Source organism: Pseudomonas sp. FSL W5-0203 (genome assembly GCF_001896155.1).
Taxonomy (GTDB): Bacteria; Pseudomonadota; Gammaproteobacteria; order Pseudomonadales; family Pseudomonadaceae; genus Aquipseudomonas; species Aquipseudomonas paracarnis.
In genome coordinates this window covers 1-17,235 of the sequence record NZ_MPOR01000065.1, presented here as the reverse complement: position 1 = coordinate 17,235, position 17,235 = coordinate 1, and the positions used below count along the sequence as shown (strand labels likewise).

General features: G+C 60.0%; 16 protein-coding genes and 2 pseudogenes. 12 read left to right on the top strand and 6 right to left on the bottom strand.

The window, feature by feature from the left end:
• A pseudogene (locus BOP96_RS30715) lies at positions 1-161 on the top strand (IS110 family transposase); the annotation flags it as partial.
• A gap of 165 nt (positions 162-326) precedes the next feature.
• Here the strand turns inward: BOP96_RS30715 and BOP96_RS28255 are convergent.
• Positions 327-641 carry a DUF2834 domain-containing protein gene (locus BOP96_RS28255; protein WP_014718650.1) on the bottom strand — a complete coding sequence of 105 codons (315 nt, stop codon included), beginning with the start codon at positions 639-641 and terminating at the stop codon, positions 327-329.
• Positions 642-832: 191 nt separating this feature from the next.
• Here BOP96_RS28255 and BOP96_RS28250 point away from each other — a divergent pair, with 191 nt between their 5' ends.
• Entirely contained in the window at positions 833-2,542 is a 1,710-nt protein-coding gene (locus BOP96_RS28250) for an amidase (protein ID WP_020302599.1), read from the top strand.
• A 129-nt stretch (positions 2,543-2,671) separates the two neighbouring features.
• Here the strand turns inward: BOP96_RS28250 and BOP96_RS28245 are convergent, their stop codons facing one another.
• On the bottom strand, positions 2,672-2,905 hold the full coding sequence (locus tag BOP96_RS28245) for a DUF6434 domain-containing protein (protein ID WP_014718652.1): 234 nt from the start codon (positions 2,903-2,905) through the stop codon (positions 2,672-2,674).
• A 154-nt stretch (positions 2,906-3,059) separates the two neighbouring features.
• Here BOP96_RS28245 and BOP96_RS28240 point away from each other — a divergent pair, with 154 nt between their 5' ends.
• Positions 3,060-3,491, top strand: coding sequence for a nuclear transport factor 2 family protein (locus tag BOP96_RS28240; protein ID WP_014718653.1), 432 nt, complete (start codon positions 3,060-3,062; stop codon positions 3,489-3,491).
• Positions 3,492-3,498: 7 nt separating this feature from the next.
• On the opposite strand, the gene BOP96_RS28235 is transcribed toward BOP96_RS28240, so the two are convergent.
• Complete coding sequence (locus BOP96_RS28235) at positions 3,499-4,824, bottom strand: aminotransferase-like domain-containing protein (RefSeq protein WP_073454663.1); 1,326 nt, start codon at positions 4,822-4,824, stop codon at positions 3,499-3,501.
• Positions 4,825-4,913: 89 nt separating this feature from the next.
• Between BOP96_RS28235 and BOP96_RS28230 the strand changes: the two genes are divergently transcribed.
• The 3 genes from BOP96_RS28230 to yghX are packed head-to-tail and all read left to right on the top strand — an operon-like array spanning position 4,914 to position 7,281.
• Positions 4,914-5,804 carry a DMT family transporter gene (locus BOP96_RS28230; protein WP_003190848.1) on the top strand — a complete coding sequence of 297 codons (891 nt, stop codon included), beginning with the start codon at positions 4,914-4,916 and terminating at the stop codon, positions 5,802-5,804.
• Between the two features lie 50 nt (positions 5,805-5,854).
• Positions 5,855-6,349: a PaaI family thioesterase gene (locus BOP96_RS28225; RefSeq protein ID WP_014718655.1), complete on the top strand. Its 495-nt coding sequence runs from the start codon at positions 5,855-5,857 to the stop codon at positions 6,347-6,349.
• Positions 6,350-6,393: 44 nt separating this feature from the next.
• A complete protein-coding gene (gene yghX / locus BOP96_RS28220; RefSeq protein WP_014718656.1) occupies positions 6,394-7,281 on the top strand; it encodes a YghX family hydrolase in 888 nt (295 codons plus the stop codon).
• A 153-nt stretch (positions 7,282-7,434) separates the two neighbouring features.
• On the opposite strand, the gene BOP96_RS28215 is transcribed toward yghX, so the two are convergent.
• The gene (locus BOP96_RS28215) at positions 7,435-8,307 is read right to left on the bottom strand and encodes a LysR family transcriptional regulator (RefSeq protein ID WP_073454662.1); all 873 of its coding nucleotides are present in this window, start codon (positions 8,305-8,307) and stop codon (positions 7,435-7,437) included.
• Between the two features lie 129 nt (positions 8,308-8,436).
• Between BOP96_RS28215 and ampC the strand changes: the two genes are divergently transcribed.
• From ampC to BOP96_RS28200, 3 genes are all read left to right on the top strand, one after another.
• Positions 8,437-9,579 (top strand): class C beta-lactamase, encoded by a 1,143-nt coding sequence (gene ampC / locus BOP96_RS28210; protein WP_014718658.1) that lies wholly within the window; start codon positions 8,437-8,439, stop codon positions 9,577-9,579.
• Between the two features lie 113 nt (positions 9,580-9,692).
• Complete coding sequence (gene pnuC / locus BOP96_RS28205; RefSeq protein ID WP_073454661.1) at positions 9,693-10,256, top strand: nicotinamide riboside transporter PnuC; 564 nt, start codon at positions 9,693-9,695, stop codon at positions 10,254-10,256.
• The gene (locus tag BOP96_RS28200) at positions 10,253-10,777 is read left to right on the top strand and encodes an AAA family ATPase (RefSeq protein WP_014718660.1); all 525 of its coding nucleotides are present in this window, start codon (positions 10,253-10,255) and stop codon (positions 10,775-10,777) included. The genes pnuC and BOP96_RS28200 overlap by 4 nt, the downstream gene beginning before the upstream one ends.
• Before the next feature lie 121 nt (positions 10,778-10,898).
• Here the strand turns inward: BOP96_RS28200 and ggt are convergent, their stop codons facing one another.
• On the bottom strand, positions 10,899-12,623 hold the full coding sequence (gene ggt / locus BOP96_RS28195; protein WP_073454660.1) for a gamma-glutamyltransferase: 1,725 nt from the start codon (positions 12,621-12,623) through the stop codon (positions 10,899-10,901).
• A gap of 261 nt (positions 12,624-12,884) precedes the next feature.
• Here ggt and BOP96_RS28190 point away from each other — a divergent pair, with 261 nt between their 5' ends.
• Together BOP96_RS28190 and BOP96_RS28185 are read left to right on the top strand one after the other, a co-directional pair.
• Positions 12,885-14,972 carry a M10 family metallopeptidase C-terminal domain-containing protein gene (locus tag BOP96_RS28190; RefSeq protein WP_073454659.1) on the top strand — a complete coding sequence of 696 codons (2,088 nt, stop codon included), beginning with the start codon at positions 12,885-12,887 and terminating at the stop codon, positions 14,970-14,972.
• 84 nt (positions 14,973-15,056) lie between these two features.
• Positions 15,057-16,202 (top strand): MalY/PatB family protein, encoded by a 1,146-nt coding sequence (locus BOP96_RS28185; RefSeq protein ID WP_073454658.1) that lies wholly within the window; start codon positions 15,057-15,059, stop codon positions 16,200-16,202.
• A gap of 57 nt (positions 16,203-16,259) precedes the next feature.
• Here the strand turns inward: BOP96_RS28185 and BOP96_RS28180 are convergent, their stop codons facing one another.
• The gene (locus BOP96_RS28180) at positions 16,260-16,475 is read right to left on the bottom strand and encodes a TOBE domain-containing protein (protein ID WP_003173733.1); all 216 of its coding nucleotides are present in this window, start codon (positions 16,473-16,475) and stop codon (positions 16,260-16,262) included.
• Between the two features lie 403 nt (positions 16,476-16,878).
• Here BOP96_RS28180 and BOP96_RS28175 point away from each other — a divergent pair.
• Positions 16,879-17,235, top strand: a pseudogene (locus BOP96_RS28175) (ribonucleotide-diphosphate reductase subunit beta); the annotation flags it as partial.

The window sequence follows — 17,235 nt, the reverse complement described above, 5'->3', positions numbered from 1 at the left end:
TGGCGGCTAGCCGAACAGAGACATGGAAAGCGTTTTATCAAGCACAGAGGGCGCGAGGCTATAGCACCACACAGGCGTTGGTAATACTGGCCCGCAAGCTTGCTCGGGTGGTGTTCGCTCTGCTGAAAGGGCAAGGCGAATATCAGCCAAAAGTTGGTTGAGGGTTGCCCCTCAACCATAGAATCTCCCACAGTGGGATCGCGGTGCTTCAGGTATAGAAGCGTCAACTGTCAGGCCGCCATCGCAGGCAAGCCAGCTCACACTTTGGATCGTCGTGTGTCAGTCAGATCAGCGTCGCTGGCAGGTCGTCACGGGAGCAACAAGCCTCACTTCATGGCCCGGCGAGAAAACCCATTAACCACGATATAGAGCAGCGGCCCTACCGACACAAACACTGCCGTCAGTAAAAAATACGGCAGCACTGAGGCCATCGACCGCCCTCGCCCACGCGCATCCCGGTACATCCACACACACGCCAGCACCGCCATCAGATACAGGTCAATCACCACCTGTGCCGTATCGGGTCTGGACATCAGTTCCCATCCAAATGCCAGCAGTGATTGCTCGGCCGTGAGCATGGTCGCCACGGTATAGACGGTGAATCCCAGCAAGGCCGCCAGGGCGATATAAGGTTTTTGCATGGTCTCTTCCTTGAAGTGCAACGTTAATCAACGCGGCCACCTTAGCGACAAGAGACTGCCGCTCGCAATGTTGCTGACGTCTTTCTCGAGATGTCCTGCGCGCCGCCCACACGAAGTATGCCGCGCTGGTTTTGTGAAATATCTGTACGTAGACTGCCGCCATACCCCCACTTGAAGGCGGCGAAAAAAACGTGATGCAAGTTACTGAAGTCTCCATTGCCCAATTGCGCGCTGCGCTTGAAGCCGGCCAGACCACGGCAGTTGAACTGGTGCAGGCGTACCTGGCGCGGATCGATGCCTACGATGGCCCGCAGACGGCCACTGCACTGAACGCCGTGGTGGTACGCAACCCCGATGCGCTCAAAGAAGCCCAGGCGTCTGATGCACGCCGCGCCAAGGGGCAAACCCTGGGGCCACTGGATGGTATCCCCTACACGGCCAAGGACAGTTACCTGGTCAAGGGGTTGACGGCTGCATCAGGCAGCCCGGCGTTTGCCAAGCTGGTGGCCCAGCGCGATGCCTTCACCATTGAGCGTCTGCGTGCCGGTGGCGCTATCTGCCTGGGCAAGACCAACATGCCGCCGATGGCCAATGGCGGTATGCAACGTGGCGTGTATGGTCGCGCCGAAAGCCCCTACAACGCCGACTACCTCACCGCGCCGTTTGCGTCGGGTTCCTCCAACGGTGCCGGCACCGCCACCGCCGCCAGCTTTGCCGCGTTCGGGCTGGCTGAAGAAACCTGGTCCAGCGGTCGCGGCCCGGCCTCCAACAATGGCCTGTGTGCCTACACGCCTTCACGCGGGGTGATTTCCGTGCGCGGCAACTGGCCGCTGACCCCGACCATGGACGTGGTAGTGCCCTACGCTCGCACCATGGCCGACCTGCTGGAAGTGCTCGACGTCGTGGTGGCCGAAGACCCGGACACACGAGGCGACCTGTGGCGCCTGCAACCCTGGGTGCCAATCCCCAGCGTCACCTCGGTGCGCCCGGAGTCCTACGCGGCGCTGGCAGTCAACAGCGAAAGCCTGGCCGGCAAGCGCTTTGGCGTGCCGCGCATGTACATCAACGCCGACCCGGAGGCTGGCACCAGCGAAAAACCCGGTATCGGCGGCCCGACCGGGCAAAAAATCCACACCCGCGCCACGGTGATTGAACTGTGGCAAGCCGCGCGCCAGGCATTGGAAGCGGCGGGTGCCGAAGTGATCGAAGTGGATTTCCCGCTGGTGTCCAACTGCGAAGGCGACCGCCCCGGCGCACCGACGGTGTTTACCCGTGGCCTGGTCTCTAAAGAGTTCCTCCACGACGAACTGTGGGAACTGTCAGCCTGGGCCTTCGATGACTTCCTGCGCGCCAACGGCGACCCGCACCTGAACCGCCTGGCCGATGTGGACGGGCCGAACATCTTCCCCCACGACCCCGGCACCCTGCCCAACCGTGAAGACGACCTGGCCGCCGGCATGGACGAATACGTGCGCATGGCCCAACGCGGCATCACCTCATGGGACCAGATCAGCACCGTGCCCGATGGCCTGCGCGGCCTGGAGCAAACCCGGCGCCTGGACCTGGAAGACTGGATGGACACCCTGGGGCTTGACGCCGTGCTGTTCCCCACCGTGGCCGACGTAGGACCGGCCGATGCCGATGTGAACGAAGCGTCTGCCGATATCGCCTGGAGCAACGGCGTATGGGTCGCCAACGGCAACCTCGCCATCCGCCACCTGGGCGTACCCACCGTCACCGTGCCGATGGGCGTGATGGCGGACATTGGCATGCCGGTGGGGCTGACCTTCGCCGGGCGTGCCTATGACGATTCGGCGCTGTTGCGCTTTGCCTCGGCGTTCGAAGCCACCGGCAGCAAACGGATGATCCCGCCGCGTACGCCACCGCTGGCGGCTATCTAGCTGGGCTCCTCACTCAAAGTGTGGGAGCGGGCTTGCTCGCGAATGAAGTGTGTCAGTCAACAAATCAGGTGACTGACACACTTCATTCGCGAGCAAGCCCGCTCCCACACTTTTTGTTCATATTTCAGTTCAAACACCGTGGTGCGAGGACCGAAGCACCTCGTTGCGACGCTGCCACTCCTCCACCACTTCCCCCAAGGTCTTGGGTGCGCCATTACGAATCCACGCCATGAATGGACGGTTGAACTTGAACGCCGGGCCGCACTGCTCAAGCATAAAGCGGCGCACGTTCTGGGTGTTTTTGTAGCTAGGCGTGACGGGTGTAGCACGGGTGATGACGTCGCTGTGCCAGTCAAAATCCATGATGTACCTCGGCTGCGCGGATGGTGATGAACACTCTAGCGCCTCCTCACCTCAAGCTCCTGCAAATTTCACTTTCCTTCCCCCTTGAGAATATTGCATGGTTGTACGACGACATACCTCGTCGTATTTCCCAACAACAATAAGGAAAACCCCCATGCCCAACTTCAAAGTGCTGATCGGATTTCTGTGCCTGTTCTGCGGCTACGTCGCCGCCGCGCCCGGCGCAGCCGAGAAGGATGTAGCCCAGGCAGTCGATCAATTGACCCAAGCCATGCTGCACCTGGACCTCAAGCAGCTTCATGCACTGACGTCCGACAAGCTCACCTACGGCCACTCCAGCGGCAAGGTGCAGAACAAGGCGCAATTCATTGCCGACCTGGAAACCCATACCAGCGCATTCAAAACCCTGGAGATGCAAAACCAGACCATCACCCTCAATGGCGATACCGCCCTGGTGCGCAACCACTTCCACGCCCTGGCAGTGAACAGCGGTGTGGACACACCAACCGATATCGATAACTTCCAGGTCTGGCAAAAACAGCATGGCAAATGGCTGCTGATTGGTCGCCAGGCTTACAAGTACTGAAGATCGCTCACCACGCCACCACCTTGCGCACCTTCACCAGCGCCTCACGCAACGCCGCCATGGGCACCGAACCCAGGGCCAGGCGCAGTGCGTGGGGCACCTGGGCCGAGACCGCGAACGGTTCGGCGGTTGAAACCGAGATGCCCGCCCGCTGCAAGGTCATGGCGACCTGATCGGCGCGGGCGTCTTCCGCCAACGGTAGCCACAGAAAGTAGGATGACGGGTGGCTGATGGTCTTCACGCCCCTCAGCACCTGTGCTGCCAACGCTTGACGAGCCTGGGCATCCGCACGCTTTTGCGCCTCCAGTTGCGCCACCGTGCCGTCCTCGAGCCAGCCCACCGCAATCGCGCTCATCACCCCCGGCACGTTCCAGGTAGTGGCCATGATCGTGCGTTCCAACCCGCTTACCCACGCCATAGGCGCAGCGATAAAGCCCACACGCAAACCGGTGGCGACACTCTTGGACAACCCGCCGATGTACACCGTGCGCTCCGGTGCAAGAGTTGCCAAAGGTGGCGGTGCTTCTTCGGCGAGAAACGCATAGGCGCCATCCTCAATGATCATCAGGTCGTGCTGCCGGGCGATTGCCACCAAACGCTCGCGCTGCGCCAGGCTCATCACCCAGCCCAGCGGGTTATGCAGGGTCGGCATGCTGTACACCGCTCGCACCGGGCGCTGGCGACACAGGCTGTGCAGGTGGTCCAGGTCCGGGCCGCTGGCGGTGACTGGGATGGCGACCAGTTCCAGGTGCAGGGTTTCGGCCAGTACCTTGAACCCCGAATAGGTCAATGCATCCACCGCGACCACATCCCCAGGCTTGAGCAAGGTCATCATGCTCACCGCCAGGCCATGCTGGGCGCCGCTGACGACAAGCACCTGCTCGGCTTGCACCGTCAACCCTCGGTTCAACAAGTGCCGGGCCACGGCGGCGCGCTCGTGCACACGCCCGGCATGGGGCTGGTAGCGCAGCAGCGCCTCCAGATCGCCAGACAGGGCGAGCTGGCGCAACGCCGTGCGCAACAGCTCGGCCTGGCCCGGCAAGGACGGGTAGTTGAAATTCAGATCGAGCACACCCGCCGTAACCGTCATCTGCCCGCTGCCCTGCCCTGGCGGCAACGCGATTTCACGCACGAAGGTGCCGCGCCCGGTTTCGCCGCTGACCAGGCCCATGGCTTCCAACTCGCTGTACACCCGGCTGGCGGTGACCAGTGCCAGGCCATGCTCGGCGGCCAATTGCCGATGGGTAGGCAACCGCGTGCCGGGCTGCAATTGGCCGCTGCGGATGGCCTCGGCGAAGGTATCGACCAGCGTCTTGTAGCGAGCACGGGGCATAGGGATGTATCCATGACAATTTTTTGATTGTCTTAATCTTCAATCCTAGGATGCCCAGCATGCAACTGCCATTTTCGGACAGGTCCCCCATGGAACGCACTTCTCCTCTCGGCACTCTGGACAGCAGCACCCAGGGTTGGATCAACGGTTTTATCGGCGTGGTGATTTTCAGCGGCTCGCTGCCAGCCACGCGCCTGGCGGTGATGGAATTCGATCCGGTGTTCCTGACCATGATCCGCGCCACCCTCGCGGCACTATTGGGGTTGTGCCTATTGGGGGTATTCAAGGAAAAACGCCCCACACGCCAGCAATGGGCACCGCTGGTTATCGTCGCGCTTGGCGTGGTGATCGGCTTTCCACTGCTGACGGCCCTGGCCCTGCAGTACGTGACCTCGGCCCACTCCATCGTCTTTATCGGCCTGCTGCCACTGGCTACGGCGGTGTTCGGTGTGCTGCGCGGCGGTGAACGGCCGAGGCCGGTGTTCTGGTTGTTTTCGGTCCTGGGCAGCCTGTTGGTGATGGGATATGCCATTGCTCAAGGCTTGAGCGCCGCACCCGCGGGCGATGTGTTGATGCTGTTGGCCGTGCTGGCATGCGGCCTGGGGTATGCCGAAGGCGCCAAGCTGTCGCGCAACCTGGGCGGCTGGCAGGTGATCTGCTGGGCGCTGGTGGTGTCGCTGCCGGTGGTGGCGCCCTTGAGCCTGTTGTTGGCGCCGTCCACCCTCAGCGGCATCAGCTTGCCGGCATGGCTGAGCCTGGGCTATGTGGCGTTGTTCAGCATGTTGATCGGCTTTGTATTCTGGTACCGCGGCCTGGCCCAAGGCGGGATTGCCGCGGTTGGCCAGTTGCAGTTGCTGCAACCGTTCTTCGGCCTGGCGCTGGCGGCGGGTTTGCTGCATGAACAGGTCAGCCTGGGCATGGTGCTGGTGACGGTGGCGGTGATCGGCTGCGTGGCCGGGGCGAAGAAGTTTGCTCGCTGACCCCTGGCCTGCTAAATAGAAGCGTCGCCAAACAACAACAAGGACTCTGCATGCACAGCGCTTCTCTCCAGGACACCACGGCGCCGGACGGCATCTGTTACGGCTGCGGCAGCAGCAACCCCCATGGCCTGCACATCAAGAGCCGCTGGGATGACGATGGCGTGCACGTCATTGCCGAGCACCAACCCGAGGCCAAATACAGCGGCTGGCCGGATCTGGTCTACGGTGGGCTGATCGCCATGCTGGTGGACTGCCATTCCAACTGGACCGCCATGGCCTACCACTACCGCGTCGAACAGCGTGAACCCGGCAGCCTGCCGCGCATCGACTGCGTCACCGGTAATCTGGGGATCAAATTCATCAAACCCACGCCCATGGGGGTGCCCCTGGTCCTGCGGGCTCGGGTCGAAGGCGAAATCGGCCGCAAAAGCCGTGTGGTCTGCGAAGTGTATGCAGGCAGCGTGCTCACCGCCGTCGGCGACTCGGTGTTCGTGCGCGTCGACACCGGGCAACTGGCCGCCGCTGCCCATGGCCGCGAGGTTTGATCCTGGTCTACAGTGACGGCAACCGCTAATCGAGGACTGCACCGATGACTCGTCTGACCGCGAAAGACTTTGCTCCCGAACTGCTGGAACTCTACGACGGCTATGCCCACGGCAAGATCAACCGCCGCGAATTTCTCGACCGCGCCGCGCTGTTCACCCTCGGTGGCCTCACCGCTTCGGCATTGCTCGCGGCCCTGAGCCCCAATTACGCCCTGGCCGAACAGGTGAAATTCACCGACCCGGATATCGTCGCCGACTACATCACCTACCCCTCGCCCAAAGGCAACGGCACCGTGCGCGGCTATCTGGTACGCCCAGCCAAGGCCGCAGGCAAACTGCCAGCCGTGGTGGTGGTGCATGAAAACCGGGGCCTGAACCCTTATATCGAAGACGTCGCCCGACGCCTGGCCAAGGCCGGCTTTATCGCCTTGGCCCCGGACGGCCTGACCTCGGTGGGCGGCTACCCTGGCAATGATGAAAAAGGCGTGGCACTGCAACAGACCGTCGACCCGACCAAACTGATGAACGACTTCTTCGCCGCCATCGAATGGCTGATGCACCACGACAGCAGCACGGGCAAAGTCGGCATCACCGGGTTCTGTTATGGCGGTGGCGTGACCAATGCAGCGGCGGTGGCCTACCCGGAACTGGGCGCGGCAGTGTCTTTCTACGGGCGCCAACCCGACGCCAAGGACGTACCGCGCATCAAGGCGCCGATCATGTTGCATTTCGGTGAACTGGATACGCGCATCAATGAAGGCTGGCCGGCGTATGAACAGGCATTGAAGGCCGCGGGGACGAGGTATGAGGCGTTTATCTACAAGGGCGCCAACCACGGATTCCATAATGATTCGACACCGCGCTATGACGAAGCAGCGGCGAACCTTGCCTGGGAACGCACCCTGGGATGGTTCCGCCAATACCTCGCCTAGCCCAGCGCTGACGGTGGGAGCGGGCTTGCCCGCGAAGGCAGTGTGTCAGTCGCTGCACCTGTGACTGCACAACCGCTTTCGCAGGCAAGCCAGCTGCCACCTTTGATCTTCATTGCTTTGGGCATTGCGTTCGCTAGACTGATCGGCGTCAGCTCAGGCAACACTCGCCTGTAACCACCCTTTGAACACCACCATCGCGGGTGTCTCAGCCCGCGACTGCAAGCGCGTCAACCAATAGCTGCCGGTGGTGATCCCCATCTCGAACGGCTGGCGGATCACATCGTTCTCCAATTGCCGCGAAAACATACGAGCTGGCGCCAGTGCCACGCCGGCACCTTGCAGCGCGGCCTCCATCATTGCCAGCGAGGAGTCGAACACCACGCTGCGCGGCACCCGGGTATCGCTGGGCAAACCGGCGGCCTGGAACCACAGGTTCCACTCATCGGCACGGTAGGAACGCAGCAAGGTATGCTTCAACACGTCAGCCGGGCTGCGCAGTTGTTCGGCAATCTGCGGCACGCACAACACCGTCAACGGTGCCTCAAGCAAAGGGCACGCATCGGTGCCGTGCCACGCGCCGGCGCCAAAGCGGATGGCATAATCCAGGCCCTCGGCGGCGACATCCACGCGGTTGTTGTGGGTGGACAAGCGCAAGTCGATCAACGGGTAGCGGCTATGAAAATCCGCCAGGCGTGGCAGCAACCAGCCCACCGCAAAGGTACCGACCGCCCCCACCGTCAGGACTTCACGGTAATGGCCGCCTTCAAACTGATCCAAGGTCAGGGCGATACGGTCGAAGGCGTCACGCAGCACGGGCAGCAGGGATTCGCCTTCGCTGGTGAGCATCAAGCCCCGAGGCAGGCGCTTGAACAGCGTGACGTTGAGTTGCGCTTCGAGACTTTTGACCTGATGACTGACTGCCGCTTGGGTCACGCACAGCTCAATGGCCGCACGGGTAAAGCTCAAATGGCGCGCCGACGCTTCGAAGGCGCGCAAGGCATTGAGCGGCAGGTGGGAACGCAGCATGACATGACCCAAATTTTTCTAATGGCTGGTGCGAGATATCATCGTTTGCCCACGTCGGGAAATCCACCTACATTTGCCACGCCTGCGCAGGCCACCATCGCCACTGCCTTATTTACATGGAAGCGAACCATGAAACACACCCTGAAAAAATATGCGGTTTCAGCCCTGTTGCTGGGCGCCGGCAGCTGCATGGCCGCCACCGACATGCGCCAGGTCGTGGACAGCCACGTCACCCCTCTGATGAAACAGCAAGGCATCCCGGGCCTGACGGTCGCGGTCGTCCAGCACGGCAAAGTGCAATACTTTAACTACGGCGTCGCCGCCAAAGACACCCAGGCACCCGTCACTGAAAACACCCTGTTCGAAATCGGCTCAGTGAGCAAAACCTTCAACGCCACCCTCGGCGGGTATGCCCAGGCCATCGGCAAGCTCAAGCTGTCGGACATGACCAGCCAACATCTGCCCGTTTTGGCTGGCAGCGCGTTCGATCGCATCAGCCTGCTGCAACTGGCCACCTATACCGCCGGCGGCCTGACGCTGCAGTTTCCGGATGCCGCCGACAGTGCAACCACCATGATGGATTATTTCCGGCAGTGGAAACCCACTTACGCACCGGGGGAACAACGCCTGTATTCCAACCCCAGCATTGGCCTGTTCGGTTACGTGACCGCAAAAAGCCTGGGCCAGCCGTTCACCGTCGCCATGGAAAAAACCCTGCTGCCCAAGCTGGGCTTGACCAATACCTACACTCGCGTCCCCGCCGACAAGGCCGGCCAGTACGCCCAGGGCTATGACAGCCAGCAGAAGCCGGTACGTGTCAACCCCGGCGCCCTGGACTTCGAAGCCTATGGCCTCAAGAGCAGCAGCCAGGACCTGGCCCGCTACGTGATCGCGAACATGCACCCGCAAACCCTGGAGCAACCGGTGCAGCAGGCCCTTGCCACCACTCACGCCGGCTACTACACCGTCAACGGCATGACCCAGGGCCTGGGCTGGGAACGCTACCCCTACCCCATCGCCCTGCAAGCGTTGCTTGACGGCAACTCCACACCGATGGCGATGGAGCCGCACAAGGTTAACTGGCTCAAACCCGCCCAGCCGCAGCCCGCCAACGTGCTCTACAACAAAACCGGCTCCACCGGCGGCTTTGGCGCCTATGTGGCGTATGTACCCAGCAAGGACATGGGTGTGGTAATTCTCGCCAACAAGAACTACCCGAATGCCGAACGGGTGAAAGTGGCTTATGCGATCTTGAGTGCAATGGATAACTGAAGCCGGTATACCCCGATGGGCGGGGGCTTGCCTTAGTGTCGGTGGTGCACGTTTGAAGATCGCTGGGCTCTAGGTACAATCACCGCCCTCTCCCACTCCCCCAAGGATCCGCCATGTCCGGGCTTGAACTGTTTACCGCCGCCCTGGGGGTGATCGCCGTTTGGCTAACGGTCAAACAAAACCCCTGGTGCTGGCCCATCGGCCTGGTGATGGTGTTGCTCTACACCTGGGTTTTCTTTGAGGTCAAGCTCTACTCCGACATGCTCCTGCAATTGGTCTATGCGGCCTTGCAGGTCTACGGCTGGTGGCAGTGGACCCGCGCCGGCGAGGTCAAGCAGGGCCGCCTGGTCACTAGCCTGGGCGTGCCGGCGATCATGGCCAGCCTGGCTGTTGGCGCCGTCGGCAGCCTGTTGCTGGGTGCCGCCATGGCCCACTGGACCGACGCCGCCCAGCCCTGGCTGGACGCCGCGCTCACCGGTTTCAGCCTGGTGGCGCAGATGTGGATGGCGCAAAAACGCGTGCAGTGCTGGGCATTATGGATCGTGGTCGATGTGATCTTCGTCGGCCTGTTCCTTTACAAAGGCCTCTACCTCACCGCCGCGCTCTACGCGCTGTTTACCGTGATTGCCGTGCAAGGTTGGCGCGAGTGGCGCGCCGACCCGGCGTTGCGCACATGAAAGTGGTGGTATTGGCGGGCCCCGAATCCAGCGGCAAGAGCTGGCTGGCGGCGCAGTTGCACGCGCACTTCGGCGGGTTGATGGTGGGGGAATATGTGCGGTACTTCATCGATCAGCATCAGCGCGACACCACCCTGGCGGATATCCCGGCCATCGCCGAAGGCCAGTTGGCCTGGGAGGATGCCGCCCGCGCCAAATGCCCCGCGTTGCTGATCCTCGACACCCACCTGCTGACTAACAAACTCTGGAGCCAGACCCTGTTCGGCGATTACCCCGGCTGGCTTGATGACGAACTCCTGGCGCGGCATTACGACCTGCACCTGCTGCTCTCCCCCGAAGACGTGGAATGGAGTGCCGACGGCCAGCGCTGCCAGCCGGAACTGGCGGATCGCCGGGCGTTTTTTCAGGCCAGCCTGGAGTGGATGCAGGAGCATCGACAGCCACGGGTGGTGATTGGTGGAGACTGGGAACAACGGCGCCAGGCGGCATTTGCCGCAGTAACCCAGCTGCTCAAGCCCTGACACACTGCCCCCTGTGGGAGCGGGCTTGCTCGCGAATGCTCTGTATCAGCTAGCACATGCATAGACTGACCCACCGCTTTCGCGGGCAAGCCCGCTCCCACATTTTTTACCGTACCAGGCTTCAGTAGCCCAACGACAACCCCGTATTGCGTCGCGGGTCATTGGCCCCATAGAAGCGGTTGTTACCCACCGGCTTGCCATCCAGAGAAGGCGCACCGACCAGGATCGCGGCCAAATGGTTGGCATCTTGGGGACCTGCAAACTTATGGCCCCAGCTCTCGAGAATCTTCTGGGTATCCGGGCTCACGGCAAACGTCTCAAGGTTGGTGGTCTCAGGCATCCACTGCTGGTGGAAACGCGGCGCGTCCACGGCTTCCTGGATATTCATCTTGTAGTCGATGACATTCAGGATGGTCAGCAAAGTCGCAGTGATGATGCGACTGCCCCCCGGTGTACCGACCACCATCACCGCCTTGCCGTCCTTAGTGACGATGGTCGGGCTCATCGACGACAGCGGCGCCTTGCCCGGTGCGATGGCGTTGGCTTCGCCCTGCACCAGCCCATACATATTCGGTACGCCGACCTTGACGGTGAAGTCGTCCATTTCATCGTTGAGGATCACCCCGGTCTTGCTCGCCATCACCCCGGCGCCAAACCAGTCGTTGAGGGTATAGGTCACCGAGACCGCGTTGCCCCATTGGTCGACGATGGAATAGTGGGTGGTGTTATTGCCTTCATGGGGCGATACACCTGGCTTGATCGCCTGGGAGTCACCGGCCTTCTGCGGTTCGATCGCCGCGCGCAGCTTAGCCGCATAGTTTTTGTCCAGCAGGTGCTCAATGGGGTTCTTCACGAAGTCCGGGTCGCCGAGATAGCTGTTGCGGTCCACGTAGGCGTGGCGCATCGCTTCGATCTGGTAGTGCAGGCCCTGGGCCGAGTGATAGCCCAGATCGGCCATCGGGTAGCCTTCGAGGATATTCATGATCTGGCAGATCACCACACCGCCCGAGCTGGGTGGCGGCGCCGAGACCACATGGTAGCCACGGTAGTCGCACTCGATGGGGGCCAGTTCGCGGGTTTTGTAGGCGTCGAGGTCAGCCTGGGTGATGATGCCTTTGCCGGCCTGGCTGGAATCCACCACCGCCTTGGCGACCCAGCCTTTATAGAAACCGTCGGTGCCCTTGGCCGAGATTTCCTTGAGGGTCTTGGCCAGGTCCTTCTGCACCAGCTTCTGGCCTACCTGCATCGGCTCGCCGTTATGCAGGAAGATGCCACGCATATCCTGGTCTTTTTCGAACTCACCGGTGGCGGTGTGCAACAGGTCGATATCGCCCTGCTCCAGGTCAAAGCCGTTTTCCGCCAGCTTGATCGCCGGGGCAATCACTTGGGCGCGCTTGAGTGTGCCGTATTTGCTCAGGGCCAGTTCCATGCCGGACACCGTGCCCGGTACGCCGACCGCCAAATGGCCTTTGGCGCTGAGGCCTTCGACCACATTGCCGGCCTTGTCGAGGTACATGTCAGCCGTCGCCGCCAACGGGGCTTTTTCGCGGAAGTCGAGGAAGGTCTTGCGCCCGTCCGCCAGTTGCACGGTCATGAAGCCACCGCCGCCCAGATTGCCCGCCGCCGGGTACACCACCGCCAGCGCATAACCTACCGCCACCGCCGCATCGACCGCGTTGCCGCCGGCCTTGAGCACATCGACACCCACATGGGTTGCCAGGTGCTGGGCCGTGACCACCATGCCATTTTCACCCGCAACCGGGGCCTGGGAAGCTGCATGCACCCCGTTGATCGTTAATACCAGCGCGGTAGCAATCAAGGTGTGACTCAAGGGTTGGTATTTCATCCATGGCTACTCTGATTATTGAGATGCACCAAAATAGCCCTCGCCCGACTAAATCCCCAGCGCGATGGCGCTTTTGACACAGAACTTGTCGGTCATGGGACACACTCGCCCTATTGGCCGCTATTTCACAGGCATGCAGCTTGAACACGCCAACATACTGCAATACAGAGTCAGTTTTCATCTAGCCATTGAATTAGGTACTTTGCGTCTGCCACCCCTATGTAAACACTCCCACTATTAACATTACATTGAGAAACAATCATGTCAGCGATCCCGCGCGTTCGGCCTAACTTTCTTCGCGACCACTCTGAATATTCAGCGCCACCCGCGCAACTTCAGTCGACTGCAAACAACTCAGTTGCCTCTTCACTTTCAGATAAAGTCGCAAAAAACCTGACGCGAAATAATTACAAAATCAAAGACAAAAATAACGACGGCAAAATTGACGTTTCCTACAAATTCTTCAACTCGAATGACCCCGACACGAATTGGCTCAAGAATGGGGGGGCCCTCGAGCTCAGCGAGGCCAGAAAAAAAGCCTTCAGAAGTTCAATGCAGGCCTGGGAGGATGTGGTAAAAGTCAAGTTTACCGAGCATGCCAAGAATACGGATGCTTCCTTTGTGCTTCACGCCAACAGCGGTGTAGGGGGCTATGCGGTCTACCCAAATGATCAAGGGAGTCTTCAGAACATAGGCATTGGTACAGGAGATAGCAGATTCCCCTTGAACGCTTCAATGATTCACGAACTGGGCCATGGTTTGGGGCTTCAACATCCGGAAGGTAACTATCCGGAGAATAGCAAAACCCATACTGCCATGAGCTATAACACACCTTGGTACCGTCCGGCGACCAATGGCGTCAGCGTCTCTGACGCCACCTCAACGCCAATGATGCATGATATCGAAGCGATTCAGCGTCTCTACGAACCCAACTATGAAACTCGTAAAGGCGATACAACTTACGGATTCAACTCAAACTCAGAACGCGACTACTACAGTTTAAAGTCTTCCGATGACATGGTAGCTTTTTGTATCTGGGATGGCGGTGGCAATGACACACTGGATTTCTCCGGATATAAACAGAACCAGAGAATTAACCTTAATGCCCAGGCACTCTCGGACGTGGGCGGCCGGCGCGGTAATGTGTCCATTGCCAAAGGCGTCGTTATGGAAAATGCCATTGGCGGCTCAGGAAATGACGTACTGATCGGCAATCAGGCCAACAATCATATAACCGGGGGAGCCGGGGCCGACAACCTCACAGGAGGTGGTGGTGAAGATACATTTGTATACAGCAAAGCCAGCGACACCTCTGCCAGCAAACCGGACACCATCACTGACTTCACCAGCGGCGTCGATAAAATTGACCTAGTTAACGTCCTTAAAGAGGCCGGCATCCGCCAGCCAGACATAGTCAGCAAATTGACCGGCCGTAAAGGTGAACTGGTATTGGCGTACGATGACACTATCAAGATGTACACGTTAACGCTGGACGTGAGCGGAGGTACCACGTCTGCGTTTAAGATTTTGAGTAAACATCCCATAAAGTCCGAAGACCTTATTACGTCTGCCGATACAGCGCCAACGCCACAGCCCAAGCCTGACCCTACCCCAGCACCCGAGCCGCAGCCAACCCCGCGCCCGACACCTGAGCCAAAGCCCCAACCATGTCCCAAGCCTGCGCCTCAGCCTGAAAGCAGCCCTACCGATACCGTCTATGGATTCAACTCCAACAGCGGCAAAGCAGGTACGTCTCTTACGTCACCTTGCGATAAGCCGCACTTTACTGTCGCAGACAAAGCAGGCAACGACACGTTTGACTTCTCTGCCTTCTGCCAAAACCAGCGAATTGATCTCACGCCCGGCGCAAGCTCGGATATCGGGGGCCTGAAGGGCAATATCAGTATCGCAACTGACACCGTCATCGAGAATGCAATTGGCGGTAATGGCGCTGACCGTATTACCGGCAATAGCGCTGACAACGTACTGGTGGGTGCCGCCGGGGCCGACAAATTGATGGGCAACGGCGGTTTCAACACGTTCAAGTACCGCGCCGCCGCCGACTCGCTCCGTGATAGCGCCGACCTGCTAGTGGATTTCACTACAGGCAAAGACACAATCGACCTGAGCGAAATGAGCGCAAAAGAAGGTGTCACCCTTAACTATGTCAGCCAGTACAGCGGCCGGGCTGGCGACACTATCCTCGTGCGAAACCCTGCCACTAACAGGTACTTTCTGGGTATTGATCTGACCGGGGATCGCAAGACCGACTTCTTGATCAAAAGCACCCGGCCAATCAGCAGTGAGGATGTGATCGGCCTTAATTTGCCGGTAGGCACCTATCTCTGAAGGCGTGAGCAACATCGTGCATTAAAGCAAATGACGCTAGAATCGGCGCCATTCTTTTACCGCCGCCCTGATACGAGCCTGTCCATGAGCTTTGATTTCGAAACCATCCACCCACGCTTCGATACCGGCAGTACCAAGTGGAGCCGTTACCCGAAAGATGTTCTGCCGATGTGGATCGCTGATATGGACATCGCCGCGCCGCCCGCCATCTTGCAAGCCCTGCACGCGCGGCTCAACCAGCAGATTCTCGGCTACAGCGTGGCCGGCCCGGACGTGCGCGACGCCATCGTCGCTGACCTGTGGGCCAAGTACGCCTGGCGCGTACAGCCCGAAGAACTGCTGTTCCTGCCTGGCGTCGAGCCTGGCTTCAATATGGCCCTGCACGCCTTCGTCCAGCCTGGCCAGGCGGTGGTGCTGCAAACCCCCAACTATCGGCCGATTCGCCTGGCGCCCGGCAACTGGAACCTGCCACGCATCGAGGTGCCGTTCGAGCAAGTCAACGGCGAGTTCCTCACGCCCCTGCCCGCGATGCGCCAAGCCCTAAACGGGGCCGGAGCCCTGTTGCTGAGCAACCCGCACAACCCCATCGGCAAAGTGTTTCCCCGTGGAGAGCTGATGGCAGTGGCCAATGCCTGCCTGGAAACCGGCGCATTGATCATCAGCGACGAAATCCACGCCGAGCTGTGCTTTGACGGCCGCCGCCACATCCCCACCGCCAGCCTCAGCCCAGAGATTGCCCAGCGCACCATCACGCTGATGTCGGCGAGCAAGGCGTATAACGTGGCCGGCCTGAAGACCTGCTTCGCCGTGATCCAGAACGCCGAGGTGCGCGAGCGTTTCAATCAGGCGCGCTGCGGCATGGTCGACAGCGTCAGCCCTCTGGGCCTGGAAGCCACCCGCGCCGCCTACAGCGAATGCACCGACTGGCTCAGCGCGCTGGTGCAGTACCTGCAAGCCAACCGCGACTACCTGCTTGACGCGGTAAAAACCCGCCTGCCCGGCGTGGTGATGCATGCACCACAGGGCACCTTCCTGGCGTGGCTCGATTGCAGCGCTCTTGGCCTGGATGACCCACAGCAGTTTTTCCTTGAGCAGGCCAAGGTCGGCCTGAGCGCGGGGATCGAATTTGGTGATGACAGCCAACAGTTCGTGCGCCTGAACTTCGGTTGCCCACGATTGATGCTGGAGGAAGGCGTCGAACGCATGGAGATCTGCTTGCAAAACCGCTGACTTAGGTCGCAGTTGCACGGGAAGAGAACGCGCCTCTTCCCGGGCTGTTTTGTCCACTCACAACTTGGCGATGGACACTTCCGTCGACTTCACAAAGGCAATCACTTCGCTGCCCACCTTCAATTCCAGGTCACGCACCGAGCGCGTGGTGATCACCGACGTCACAATGCCCGATGCGGTCTGCACGTCGATTTCCGACACCACTTCCCCCAGCAGAATCTCCTTGATCACGCCTTTGAACTGGTTGCGCACGTTGATCGCTTTGATGGTCATGTCGGCTTTCCTTTTGGCTGTTGGGTCAATCCGCACGAATGCGCAGGCCCTCAAAATGCGCTGCCGGATAAAATATTAAAAGGAATAAATACCTATTTATTTATTCGATAAGGATATATCGAAAAATTATGTGTCGTGCCCAGCAGCGACCTATGACCGCACATCTTGTGCGTTGACCAACTTTGTCACACCCCATATAGTGTGCCTACAAACAGATCAGACCACTACATAGTGTGCAGCGCCGGTATTTTACCGATCACACTACGCGCAGTATTTCAATGCCTTGTAGCCTGCAAAAACATTTATTTTTCGAGTACCAGGAAGGAGTATTTCCATGCTGAGTTGGGATGAAGTCGACAACGAAGACACCGGTGCAGCGGTGATCAAAGGCGCCAACGCCGGCATCCACACCCACGCCTACCAGTACTGCATCGAATCGCTGGCCATGGATGAAGGCGAGATCTTCAACATGTACCACGAGATTCCATCGGTGGCCAAAAAGGCCGCCTGGGGCCTGAAGTACACCCGCTCGATCTCCGATCCGAAGTTCGAAACCGGCACCGTCGACACCGACAAGGAACTGCTGCGCAACCTGGTCGCCTACTACTGCGTACTGGAAGGCATCTTCTTCTACTGCGGCTTCACCCAGATCCTGTCCATGGGCCGCCGCAACAAAATGACCGGCGTGGCCGAGCAGTTCCAGTACATCCTGCGCGATGAGTCGATGCACCTGAACTTCGGTATCGACGTGATCAACCAG